The sequence below is a fragment of the Myxococcus sp. AM011 genome, from assembly GCF_013372595.1.
Lineage (GTDB): Bacteria > Myxococcota > Myxococcia > Myxococcales > Myxococcaceae > Myxococcus > Myxococcus eversor.
On the sequence record NZ_JABXEM010000653.1, the window covers coordinates 1 to 426 of the forward strand.

General features: G+C 43.7%; 1 protein-coding gene. It reads right to left on the bottom strand.

Annotation, left to right across the window (positions count from 1 at the left end; translation table 11 throughout):
* Positions 1-426, bottom strand: a 426-nt coding sequence (locus HUW62_RS47865) for an NAD(P)H-binding protein (RefSeq protein WP_176438242.1), incomplete at both ends; no start/stop codon positions are given.

A 426-nucleotide genomic window follows, 5' to 3' on the forward strand; every position in this document is an offset into this window, starting at 1 on the left:
GTAATTAATGCTGCGACACTCTTACGTGATACGATCGTACCTTTGAATGGTTCATTGCGTGAGGTAAGCTCATAATCAATAATATCTTCATCAGTCAGCCAGGCAGGGCGAAGAATTGTATATTCCAGTCCAGAAGCCTCAATTGCATCCGCAGCCCTGCGGAATGGTTTTAGGGGTTCACCAATAACTGCATTATTCCATTCGCCAAATTTTCCTGGAACTTCATCATAAATACCGAGGGAAAGAACAAAGATCAGACGTTTAACATCACAGGCTTTCATCGCAGCGATCACTGAATTTGCCTGAATATCTAAATCTTCCCCCGTAAGGTTGGCATACACAACATCCTGTCCCTGCATGGCCTGCTTCAGTGCTGCATGATTCAGTACATCCCCCATAATAATCTTGCTATTAGTTGGATAGGGT